Origin of the sequence: Sphingomonas sp. OTU376, assembly GCF_038440415.1 — a bacterium.
Lineage (GTDB): Bacteria > Pseudomonadota > Alphaproteobacteria > Sphingomonadales > Sphingomonadaceae > Sphingomonas > Sphingomonas kyeonggiensis_A.
This window is the reverse complement of sequence record NZ_JASATQ010000033.1, coordinates 1-11,829: the sequence shown is the minus strand read 5'-3', so window position 1 is coordinate 11,829 and position 11,829 is coordinate 1. Positions and strand designations below refer to the sequence as shown.

At 65.6% G+C, this 11,829-nt stretch carries 6 protein-coding genes and 1 tRNA gene; 2 read left to right on the top strand and 5 right to left on the bottom strand.

The features are described 5' to 3' along the window. Window positions 1-55: 55 nt before the first annotated feature. Window positions 56-129, top strand: a tRNA-Gln gene (locus tag AAHM44_RS14495). Window positions 130-637: 508 nt separating this feature from the next. Continuing rightward, window positions 638-7,813: a hypothetical protein gene (locus AAHM44_RS14490; RefSeq protein WP_342250424.1), complete on the top strand. Its 7,176-nt coding sequence runs from the start codon at window positions 638-640 to the stop codon at window positions 7,811-7,813. 73 nt (window positions 7,814-7,886) lie between these two features. On the opposite strand, the gene AAHM44_RS14485 is transcribed toward AAHM44_RS14490, so the two are convergent. The 5 genes from AAHM44_RS14485 to rutB all read right to left on the bottom strand — a co-directional run bounded on the left by AAHM44_RS14485 (window position 7,887) and on the right by rutB (window position 11,452). Continuing rightward, window positions 7,887-8,426, bottom strand: coding sequence for an RcnB family protein (locus AAHM44_RS14485; protein WP_342250423.1), 540 nt, complete (start codon window positions 8,424-8,426; stop codon window positions 7,887-7,889). A gap of 65 nt (window positions 8,427-8,491) precedes the next feature. Then, window positions 8,492-9,556, bottom strand: a complete 1,065-nt coding sequence (rutA, locus tag AAHM44_RS14480; RefSeq protein WP_342250422.1) for a pyrimidine utilization protein A — start codon at window positions 9,554-9,556, stop codon at window positions 8,492-8,494. 4 nt (window positions 9,557-9,560) lie between these two features. Next, window positions 9,561-10,337: a pyrimidine utilization protein D gene (gene rutD, locus AAHM44_RS14475; protein ID WP_342250421.1), complete on the bottom strand. Its 777-nt coding sequence runs from the start codon at window positions 10,335-10,337 to the stop codon at window positions 9,561-9,563. Continuing rightward, a complete protein-coding gene (gene rutC / locus AAHM44_RS14470) occupies window positions 10,337-10,720 on the bottom strand; it encodes a pyrimidine utilization protein C (RefSeq protein WP_184162974.1) in 384 nt (127 codons plus the stop codon). Before rutC ends, rutD begins: the two co-directional genes overlap by 1 nt. Window positions 10,721-10,723: 3 nt before the next feature. Then, the gene (gene rutB, locus AAHM44_RS14465; RefSeq protein ID WP_342250420.1) at window positions 10,724-11,452 is read right to left on the bottom strand and encodes a pyrimidine utilization protein B; all 729 of its coding nucleotides are present in this window, start codon (window positions 11,450-11,452) and stop codon (window positions 10,724-10,726) included. Between the last annotated feature and the right edge of the window lie 377 nt (window positions 11,453-11,829).

The following is an 11,829-nucleotide window of genomic DNA, read 5'->3' as shown; positions in this document are numbered from 1 at the left end:
CAGCGCCGGATCAGCACCGTATTGCGCCCCGCCTGCCGGCAGTGATGCCGCGTGATGCCCCGTCGTCTAAAGGTAAGACTACGGACTCTGACTCCGTCAATTGAGGTTCGAATCCTCACGGGGCATCCAATTTTCCTTCTGAATGAAGATCTTGCGCGAGAATGCGCTCTACATCCGATGGCATCGGTGCCGACGGAAGCGCATGCAATCTTCCGCAATCATCAGAATAAATCCGAGACGGGCAAATAATCCTCAAGGATATTTTGGCGATTCCGCCGAGAAGGCTATTCATTCTTCTCATACATCCATAGCCAAGCTTCAGAATACTTCAGGCACCCTTGGCAAGATTCGGCACACCGTTCTGCCGGCATCTTGCATATGCTGAACTGACTTTTGCCCTGCTCGTCGCAAAACCCGCCGGAATGACCGACTTGGTCTTCTGGATAGCCGCCTATGTCGCAAAATGCGGGCCGCATCGCGCCCGAGCCCCCACCGGAAACACCGCCGAGCCGCGTCCGCGCCCGGCCATCCGAACCAGTAAAGAGGGGCTTATCTCGTGAAATCGACCCACAGCTTGAAGAATCGCACGTCCGCGCGCCGGTTTCAGGGTCGCGCGGGGCTCCTCCTGGGCAGCGCATTGCTGCCGCTCATCCTGGCCGGGACCGCGCACGCCCAGAGCACCGAACCGGTGATTCTCGAGGAAGGCCAGGCCCCGCGCGAAGTGCATCTGGGCACCGGCGACGACCGGGTCGTTGCCGATATCGGCCGGGTCAACGCGGATACCGGTGTGCTCGACCTGAGCGGCCTCGTAACCGGCACGCTCACCGATGCCGGCGGCCTCGACACCCTGTGGCTGCGCGCTACCGGTAGCCGGACCGCAAATCTGGTCTTCACCACGCCGGCGAGCGGTACGGGCAGGCAATTCGTCACGGCGGACGGCACCCCGTTCGATGGCGGTATCGTCTATGAAGCCTCGGGAAACGACACGGAACTGCGCCTCGAGAATCGCTCGCGTTCGGATCCGCCCGGCGCCAATGCCAAGATGAAGCTCAATCACGAGCCGGTGCGGCTTGCCGGTGACGGCACGATCTTCGTCGGCGCCAGCCTCGATGCCCAGGACCAGGGCGGTGCCGCCGCAACCGATCAGAAGGCCATCTATGTGGAGCCGGGCTCCACCCTGGCCCAGCAGGGCGGCGATGGCGACGCGCTGCTGACAGTCGTGATCGCCGCCGACATGGACGGGCGACGCTCGGATACCGGTCTTGTCGATGTTGCCTATGCCCAGGAGCTCCGGCTCATCGACAGCGCCCGCGTGCGCTTCCAGCAGGGCCTCGGCATCGCCGGTGGATCCGCCGACATCTTCCTGGAAGCGAACACCACTGTCGCCTCGACCGACCCGGAGATGGGGGACGTCCGGCTGATCCAGAGCAGCGGACGAGTCTTCAATTCGACCAAGATCACAGTGGGTTCGGTGAATGGCGGTACGACCGCCGGCGGTGTCGGCGTCGAGCTGATCGGCGGCAAGCTCTACAATACGCTCACCGAGAACAGCACGCGCAGCGGCGTGGCGAGTGGCGGTCTCGGCATCGTGCTTGCCAGCGGCAACGCGGTGCTCGCCAGCGAGGGCGCGAATTATATCGAGAATGTCGGCCGGCTCGAATCGGTGGTCGATGCCACGATCCGCAACGAGGGCCAGGTGCTGGTCACCCGCAACGCGATCAGGCAGTTCGCCAATGGCGGCTCGCAGGCGGGCGTGATCGCCGGTGGCACGCGATACATCCCCCTGACGGGATCCCTCGCTCCGACCGATAAGCTCGCATATCAGGGCACCGGCTACGCGACCGACGTCCTGGTCAATTCGGGGACGATCGAAGGCGACGTCCAGTTCGCCGACGGCGAGAGCATGTTCCTCTACACCGGCGCCACCAATGGGGTGAACGGCCAGATCGATGGCGGCTATGGGATCGACGGCTATGGCAAGTCGTTCGGCGCCTCGGCGACCTACACCGCCAGCAACGCCATCCTGAGCCAGCCCGGCATCATCAATTTCGAGATGCACGGCATCGAGGCTAATGGTGCGGATACGGTTGTCACCGTCGCGAGCGCGGAGACGCTCGGCAATGGCCTGATGGCCATTGGTGACGGCACCGTGGTGAACAGCGCCAATATCGACACCGACGGCTTCGGTGTCTGGATCCGCGATATCGAGGGCGTCGGCAACAATATCGACTTCGTCAATCGAGGTAACATCCGGTCCAGCGAGGAGAGGGGCGTCTACGCGGAAACCCTGTCCAGCTTCCGCAACGAAGGCTCGATCCGAACGGAGACCTCGCTCGCGGTTCTGGTCAATGCCTTTGCCAAGGGGCCCGGATCGACCTTCCAGTTCACCAACACCGGCCTGATCGAGAACAGCAGCGCCTATGAATCGGCCGCGCTGGTTCTGTTCGAGAACCAGGCGACGACCGAACTGATGGGCGACATCGTCAATTCGGGCACGATTCGCACCACGGGCCATGTCGGCCCCACTGGTGACGCCCAGTACGCGCTCGCGGTGCAGAGCCGCATGTCTTACGGCCTCGGCACCAATTATCTGATGCGGGTGACCAATAGCGGCACGCTCGAAGCCACGGGCCAGGGCTATTCGGGCCTGCTGCTGTCCGGACACAAGATGGAAGTGGTCAACGACAGCCTGATCCGCGGTACCAACGCGGCCAGCGGCGGCGTTCGTTTTGCCACTGGTACCGACGGCCCGCGTCCGCGTACCGCCGCCTCGCTGACCAATCGCGGCACGATCAGCGGCGGCTCGGGCGCGGTCAGGGACGACGAGTTCGGCACCACGATCTCCTATGGCGCGCTGTTCGATTTCGGCGCGGCAACCGCAGGGGCGAATGCCAACGTCGTCAACCTGGGCACGATCGAAGTCGGCGCCGAAGGCGTCGCGATCGGCGTCGATGGTGGCAACGACCTGGAAGCGACCTTCACCCTCGACAATCGTGGCACGATCCGCGGCGGCGCGGGCTACACGCTTGGCGAGGAAGACTTCCTGGCAACCGCGCGCCTGCTGGACGATGGCGAGTACACGATCGCCGGTGCGATCCACACCCGGAACTCCACCGATCTGATCACCAATAGCGGCACGATCATCGGCAACATCCACCTCGGCGATCTCGGGGATTCCTTCGCCAATTACGGCACGCTCAACGGCGACCTCAATCTCGGCGGTGACCATGACTATTACGTCACGGGCTCAGGCGCCCAGATCATCGGCAGCGTCGATGGCGGCGACGGCATCGACGGGATCGCAGTCGATCTGACCGGCAGCGATGCCAAGAAGCTCGACATGAGCCAGTTCCGCAACTTCGAGGGGCTGACCAAACTGCAGAACAGCTTTGGCACCGGCACGGTCTCGCTCTTCGGCTCGATCGACCAGATGTCGATGCGCCTGAGCGACATCGCGCTGCGGATCGATGCCGGCGACACGATCGGCTCAGCCTCGGGCAGCACGGGATACACCTTCGACAATGCCGGTGCGGACAGCGTCGAATCGCTGACCAACAATGGCACGATCACCGGTGGCGTCGCACTCGGCGGCGGGGGCGATACGCTCGTCAACACCGGTACCATCGGCTTCGACGTCGACATGGGCGACGGCGATGACAATGTCGTCAACTCCGGCACCATCCATGGCAACCTGAACCTTGGCGCCGGCAACGACCGCTATGAGGCACTTGGCGGCGGCCTGGTCACCGGCGCGATCGACGGCGGCGACGGTACCGACACGTTCGTCTTCCGGATGCACGGCAACAGCGGCTCCATCCCCGGCGGCTTCACCAATTTCGAGTCGTTCGGCGCTTATGGCCCCGGTACCCTCACCCTCGGCCTCGACCGCAATTATGAGACGATCGAACTGTGGGAGCAGGCCAACCTCACCCTGCTCGACGGAACCGGCACGGTCGACCTGATCAAGGGCGACGACACCGCGCAGGTGGTGACGATCCAGGATGCCGACTTCACCGGCGGCGTGTCGCTGGGCGGGGGTGACGATACGCTGTCGATCGCGCTTTCCGGCGTACTGCGCGGCGCACTGGACGGCGGCTCGGGCACCGACACGCTCAACCTCAACCTGACCGGAGCCGCGTCGATCAACGACCTGTTCGGCTTCGAGATCGTCAATGCCGCGGGCGTCGCGCCGCTGACGCTCACCGGGCATCTCGGCGCGGGCCAGCAGATGAACTTCGACGGCGCGGACAGCCACTTCATCATCGACACCGGCGCTGTGTTCGAAGGCAGCGCCAATGGCGGCGATGGCACCGACACGCTGGAGATCAACACCGGCGCGGCGAACAACCGCACGATCGTGGCAGGGCAGCTCACTTCGTTCGAAAAGCTGGTGGCCGGTGGTGCAGGCACGCTCGCGCTCCAGGGCGAAGCCTATCATTTCCAGACAGCGCAGGTGGAGGGCAACCTCTCCATCGGCACCGGGGCCTCGCTCACCTCGTCGGAAGGCGTGCACTTCGGCGCCGGCGACAATCGCCTGACGCTGCACGGCACCGGCACGGTCGGCAGCCCGGTCGATGGTGGTGGCGGCACCAACACGCTCGCTTTCGAGCTCGATGCCAACAACAGCCGCAGCCTGAGTACTGCCGGCACCTTCACCAATTTCCAGCAACTCTCGACTTCGGGCACGGGCGCCCTGGTGGTCGACAGGGACGCGACCTATCAGCAGGTTCTGCTCGAAGGCGGCACCCTGAACATCGCCGGCGGCGCGACGCTTGCCGCGCCGGTACTCGGCAATGCGCAGGTCGACCGGCTCGGCCTTGCCGCCGGCGCCACGCTGAACGGTTCGGTCAATCTCGGCGGCGGTGACGATACGGTGAACAACGCCGGCACGATCCACGGCGACGTGCTGCTGGGCGACGGCGATGACCGCTACATCGCCCGTTCGGGCAGCACCGTCACCGGCACGATCGACGGCGGCGCGGGCAACAACACCTTCATCTTCAACCTCGCCGGCGCGAACGGCAGCATCCCGGGCTCGGTCACCAACTTCAATTCGTTCGGCGTCTATGGGCCGGGCACGCTGACGGTGAACCTCGACCAGGGCCAGACCTATCACAATCTCGAGATCCTCGAGAGCGCGAACCTGGTGCTTTCCGGCACCAACGGCTCGGTTGCCAATGTGATCGGCGACGACAGCAGCCAGTCGGTCACGATCGACGGCAGACTGACCGGCGGCGTGTCGCTGGGCGGTGGGGACGACAGCCTGACCATGCATCTGTCGGGCCTGCTCCAGGGTGCGCTCGATGGCGGCGCGGGCACCGATACGCTAAACCTGACGCTCGACGGCGCCTCGTCGATCGCCGGCATGTTCGGCTTCGAAGTGGCGAATGTCGCCGGCACAGCGCCGCTGACGCTGGCTGGAGACCTGGGCGCCAACCAGCGGGTGAACTTCACCGGCAACACCGACAACGAGCTCATCATCGCGGCCGGCGTGAAGTTCCAGGGCAGGGTCGATGGCGGCGCGGGCAATGACACGCTGCGCGTCCAGTCCGGTACGGCGGACAGCCGCACCGTGGTGGCATCGCAGATCGTCTCGTTCGAGAAGCTGATCTCCGAGGGCGCCGGATCGCTTGCGCTCACCGGCGGCGACTACAGCTTCGATTCGGTGACCGTGACCGGGGGCAATTTCGAACTGGGCGCCAACACCCGACTCAGCACCGCGACCGGCGTGACCTTCGACGGGGCGGACAATCGCTTCACGCTGGGCGCCGGCGCGACCGTGGCCGGCGGCGTGGATGGCGGCGCGGGCAATGACACGCTCGTGCTGCACCAGGCCGACAATACGGTTCGCCTGCTCAGCTCCGTACATCAGACCGGTTTCGAGCGGCTGGAAGCGTCGGGCGGCATCTCGGGCGAGCTGAGGATCGACCAGAATGCCAGCTTCGCCAACGGCGTCGGCATCGATGGCGGCGTGTTCAACGTGACGGCGGGCAACACCCTAACCGCCAACGTGGCCGGTGGCGCGAACCGTGACATCGTAACCGTATCCGGCCGGATCGAAGGCAATCTCGACCTGGGCGCGGGCCATGACTTCCTGACCATCTCGGGCGCGGGCACGATCACCGGCGCGCGGAACGGTGGGGATGGCACCGACACGCTGATCTTCAACACCAGCGGCACCTATGCGGCACCGACGCTGCTCGATCCCAACGCCTATACCGGCTTCGAGGCGCTCAACGTCGATGGCGGCGTGATCTCGACCACCGGCACCAGCAGCTGGGCCGCGATCACCCTCACCGGAGGACGGCTGATCGGACAGGCGGGCAGCGTGATCACCGCGACCAGCGGCGTCCTGATCGCCCGTGGCGCCACTTTCGGTACCGCCGGCACGGTGAACGGCAACATCCTGGTCGAGGGCACCCTCTCACCGGGCGCATCGCCGGGCACGATGACGGTGAATGGCGACGTCCATTTCTTCAGCGGCTCGAACCTGCTGCTCGAGCTCTCGCCGACGGCGAGCGACCTGCTCAACATCTCGGGCAAGCTGGTTATCGCCAATGGCGCCGGGATCGACATCACCGGCACGCTCCGCAACGCACCTGGCGCACGGCTCGACCTGGTGGTTGCGCAGGGCGGCATCACCGGCCGCTTCACGACGATCAACAAGTCGAACGACATCTTCGGCTTCGTTGTCGTCAACGGCAACCGGCTGCAGCTCCAGAGCGAGTTCCAGAACAGCGACACCTATCCGCTCAACACTCGCGCGAGCATCGCCTACGCCAATGCCACGCTGGGCGCAGGCAAGAGCGTGCAGACCTATACGGCGGCGCTGCCGGCGCTGGTCAGCGCTACTGGCAGCGTGAATGAGCAGGCCTTTGCCCAGCTGACACCGGAAGCCTATGCCTCGGTCATCCAGCTCGGCATCGAGAACAGCCTGTCGCTGTTCGACAGCGTATCGGCGGACAGCGCCGCCAATGCCGGGCGCCGCGGCTTCTTCGCCTTTGGCCGCTTCACCGGCGGCACCGCGGATGTGGGCGGCGATTCCTACACGGGCGCCGTGAAGACTCATGGCTCGAGCCACGGTTTCCAGGGTGGGTTCGGCTATGGCCTTGACGAGGATATCCAGGTTGGCGCCTTCTTCGGCGGCGGCAGCAGCCGGCAGACCATGGCCTGGCTCGGCGCGCGTACCGATTGGGATCAGCTCTCGGGCGGCATCTTCGCCGATGCGCGACTGGGCGGGTTCGGACTGCACGGCGTCGCTGCACTCAGCAGCGGCACGGCGGAAACGAAGCGCCAGCTGCTCGCCGCGCCGACTGCGGTGAAGTCGAGCTACAATCTCAAGAGCTGGCTGGCTGCAGGCGGCGTCGATTACCGCCTGCGTTTCGGCAAGCTCGCGATCACGCCGCGGGCCGACCTGATCTACATCCATGCCGGACGCGAGGGGCTGAGCGAGCAGGGCGGCAACGGCTTCGCGCTCAACGTCGCGCGGCTCAACAAGAACAGCCTGTTCGGACGCGCGTCGCTCGCCGTTTCGGGCAGCTTCCAGGCCGGCGGCGTCGGGATCACGCCCTATGCCGAACTCGGTGTGCAGCAGCGGCTCGGCAGCGGCTCGCTGTCCGCCTGGGGCGGGCTGCAGGACACGACCGAGGGCTTGTACGCCTTTGGCGTCGAGCGGAAAGCGACCGCGGGCCGGGCCGCACTGGGGCTTGGGCTGGACGTCACGCCGGGCGTGCGCGTGCAGGGCGGCTATACGGTCGAGTTCTCCGGCACCAAGCGCCAGAGCTTCACCGGTGGCCTCTCGATCCGCTTCTGATCCGCGACGCGTTCACGCGGCATCGGAAAGGGGGGCGGTCCGGATTGCCCGGGCCGCCCCTTTTCGTTTCAGGTCAGTAGAAGGCGCCGCGGATCACGTCGACGACGCGGCGGGTGCGGATGTTCACCAGCAGCAGGTCCGGACCGTAGCGCACCCAGCGATAGCCCGGGGGCGGCGCGCCGAGGCCGAGATCGTACCAGCTGTCATAATAATAGTTGTTCGACAGGAAGAGCAGCGGCAGCAGCCCGCCGATCGACCAGCGCTGGTAGCGATAGCCCGGCGGATAGCGGAAGGGCGGACGGTGGATCGGCCGGAACTGGGGCGGGCGGCCTGCACCGGGACGGTGCGGCGGGCGAGCGACCGGCGGACGCGGCGAAGGCGGACGCACCACCGGCGGGCGCGGCGCGGGCGGACGGGTCCCCGGATGCCCGGGATTGGGCCGGCCAGGACCACCCGGTCCACCGGGACCACCGGCGCCGCCATGATTGCCTCCCGAAGGCGGGCGCTGGCCTGATTGGCCAGGGCGATCGCCGCCCGGACGGTGCTGCTGTGCCTCGGCAAACGCCGGGGCCAGGAGTATCGCCATTGCGGCGAGGGAAGTCAGCTTCTTCATGCTTGCTCTCCGACTTCGAGAAAACCCACCCCCGAAACGATCCGCCCCCGGAAAAGCTGCGCCGATCAGCCCTTCGGCCGGCTCTTCATCAGCGGCTGGATGCGCGTGCCGAAATTCTCGACGCCCTCGAGGAAATCGTCGAAGGTCAGCAGCACGCCGCCGGTGTTCCGCACTTCGGCCATTTCGTCGAGCATCCGCGCGACGCTTTCATAGCTGCCGACCAGCGTCCCCATGTTGATGTTCACCGCCCCCTCAGGCGCGGCGAGCTGGCGGACATTGGTCGTCGGATTGTTCTTGTCGGCCGCGCCCTGGTCGATCAGCCAGCGTACCGCATCGATATCCAGGCCGTCGCGGTACGACTGCCACTTGGCCATCGCCGCCTCGTCGGTCTCGTCGGCGATCACCATGATCAGCACGAACACCTTCACGTCGCGCCCGGTCTTGGCGGTCGCCTCCGCCAGTCGCTCATTGTTGAAGGCGAAGGCCTTGGGCGTGTTGACGCCCTTGCCGAGGCAGAAGGCATAGTCCGCCCATTTCGCCGAGAAGGCGAGACCCTCGTCCGACGAGCCGGCGCAGATGATCTTCATCTCGCCCTGCGGCGTGGGGCGGACGAGGCAATCGTCCATCTGGTAATATTCGCCCTTCAGGTCGCTACGCCCGGTCTCCCACAGCTCGCGCAGGATCTGGGCGTACTCGTCGAGCATCTGGTAGCGGTTGCGGAAATGCTCGTCGCCCGGCCACAGGCCCATCTGGCTGTATTCAGGGCGCTGCCAGCCAGTGATCAGGTTCAGGCCGAAGCGGCCATGGCTGATCGAATCGATCGTGTTGCACATCCGCGCAGCAAAGGCCGGCGGGATGATCAGCGTGGGGCAGGTGGCGTAGATCTTGATCTTCTCGGTGACCGCGGCGAGGCCGGCCATCAGCGTGAAGCTCTCCAGCCCATATTCCCAGAACTCGGTCTTGCCGCCGAACCCGCGCAGCTTGATCATCGAGAGCAGGAAATCGAGGCCATGCTCCTCGGCCTTCAGGGCGATCGCCTTGTTCATGTCGAAGCTCGGCATGTACTGGGGCGCGTTCTCGCTGATCAGCCAGCCATTGTTGTTGATGGGAACGAAGACGCCGACTTCCATGTGATTAGCTCCCCAGAAATGCGAGCACGCGGGCTTCGAAGCCCGTCGGATCGGTAACGTTGCAGGCGTGCCCTCCCCAGGGCATCCGGACAAGTTGCGCCCCCGGAATGGCTTGCGCAAGCACTTGCGAGCAGGCTGGCGGGACCAGCGCATCATCGTCGCTGGCGAGCAGCAGCACCGGCGTCTCGAGCGGCGTCGCTTCCAGCCGACCGATCAGGTCGAACGCGAGCGCTTCGAGGATGCGCGCCTCGACCATCTCGACCGGGAAGCCGGCGACATGGTGCCTGGCCTCTTCGTCCAGCCGGTCGCTATTCTCGGAGATCCACTGCGGCGGGAACAGAAAGATCGGCTGGGCATCAACATATTTGCCGGCGCCATAGGCGCGCAGCAGCGCCAGCCGGGCATCGAAGCAGCGCCTGGTATAGGGATCGAGCCGGCCCCAGCCATTGACCACCACCAGCCTGTCGACCCGCTCCGGCGTGTCGAGCGCCAGGCTCAGTCCGCCCATGCCGCCGATCGCATGGCCGAGGATCGAGGCCTTCTCGATCCCGAGTTCGTCCATCAGCAGCCGGATATCGTCGCCGATGCTTTCCAGCCGCGGGGTGACCGTCCGGTCCGAGCGGGCGGTGCCGCGGTGATCGTAGAGAATAAGGCGGTAATGCTCGGCAAGCGCGGGCAGGTTGGGCCGCCAGTAATTGCCGGAACCGCCCATGCCGGCGGAGAGGATCAGCGGCGGTCCGCTGCCATGTTCCTCATAGTAAAGGCCCGCCGCCTCGGGCATCAGCCGATATGCGCCACCGAGGCGATCTCGACCAGGCAATCGGGCTTCACCAGATCCGCCTTGATGCAATAGCGCGCTGGCTTGGCGCCGGGGAAATACTCGGCATAGATCTGGTTGAAGACGGGGTAATCGGCGAAATCCTTGAGGAAGATGTGGTTCATCGCCACGTCCTCCAGCGTCGCGCCGGCCGCCTCGAGCGTGGTCTTAATGACTTCGAGGATGTGCCGGGTCTGGCCCGCGGCATCGCCGACATGGAGGACGATACCCCCCTCGCCGAGCGCCAGCACGCCCGAGACATAGACGGTGTTGCCCGCCTTCGCCCCGGCCGAATAGGGCGCGATCGGGGTAGGGAACTGGGGCGGGTTGATCGGTTCGAAGGGCATTGCTTACTCCCGGGGCAATTGGCCGAAGCTGCCGCAGAAATCGGCGGTGGTGGAGACCCAGCCGAAGAACTTCTCGACATTGTAGACCGTGGCTTCCTGCATCATCGGCGGGCCGAGATGATGCGTCGCGTCCTCGAGCATCACCCCGAAATATTCGAGGTGGAAGCCGTCGCGCAGCGTGCTCTCGACGCAGACATTGGTGGCGATGCCGACGAAGACGATGTTGCGGATGCCCCGCGCGCGCAGCGTCGAATCGAGCTGCGAGTTGAAGAAGGCGCTGTAGCGGGTCTTATGGAGGCGGATGTCGCCGGGCTTCGGCGCCAGCGCATCGACCAGCTCATAATCCCAGGTACCGCGCGCCAGCAGCTTGCCGCTGAGCTCGGGCCGGGCGCGCATAGTCTTCAGTGCATTGGACTTGTGCCAGTTGGGCGAGCCGGGGCCGCCCGCCTCGACATAATCGGCATCCCAGCCATTCTGCAGATAGATGACCGGCATGCCGGCGGCGCGGGCGGTATCGAGCACCGCGGCGATCTTGCCGATCGTCCCGGCCGAACCGGAGATGTCGAAGCCGGCCTGGTCGACATAGCCGCCGGGCGAGGCATAGGCGTTCTGCATGTCGATCACGACGATCGCCGTTTCATCGGCATGCACGCGGATCGGCTCGGGCCGGGCGGGAAGCGTGACGATGCGCGGCCCCTGGAGGTCGCGCCCGACGGTAGGTTCGCCTGTCATTTCGGGGAGTGTTCCCGAGAATGGCGCGGGGCACAAGCCCCCTACATCAGGGGCCGGCCCGACTCGCCAAAGTACACGAAGTACAGGCCAAAGCGGATTTTGCGGGCCGCTATTTTCCCTATTTCCTCGGGAAAGCGCCACATCTCGCACGATCGTTGCGCGCGGCTGATCCTATCTTTCCTACAGCGTCAAAGAGCGACGGCCCGGGGAGCCGGGCGCTCGAGCCGAGCAGGCGAAATCCTACATTGCAAGGTGCAGCATGCCGTTTGGTTTCCCCGGCGAAAGCCGGGGGCCAGAACCAAAAGCGATACGGCAGAGAAACCCTGGGCCCCCCGGGGGGGGGCGGGGGGGGGGGGGGGGGGGGCATAAGCCCCCGC

What these genes read in the sequence shown, in the direction of transcription:
- AAHM44_RS14485 (WP_342250423.1), bottom strand. Translation starts at nt 8,426, where the DNA reads ATGAAGAAGCTGACTTCCCTCGCCGCAATGGCGATACTCCTGGCCCCG.
- rutB (WP_342250420.1), bottom strand. Translation starts at nt 11,452, where the DNA reads ATGACAGGCGAACCTACCGTCGGGCGCGACCTCCAGGGGCCGCGCATC.
- rutD (WP_342250421.1), bottom strand. Translation starts at nt 10,337, where the DNA reads ATGCCCGAGGCGGCGGGCCTTTACTATGAGGAACATGGCAGCGGACCG.
- rutC (WP_184162974.1), bottom strand. Translation starts at nt 10,720, where the DNA reads ATGCCCTTCGAACCGATCAACCCGCCCCAGTTCCCTACCCCGATCGCG.
- rutA (WP_342250422.1), bottom strand. Translation starts at nt 9,556, where the DNA reads ATGGAAGTCGGCGTCTTCGTTCCCATCAACAACAATGGCTGGCTGATC.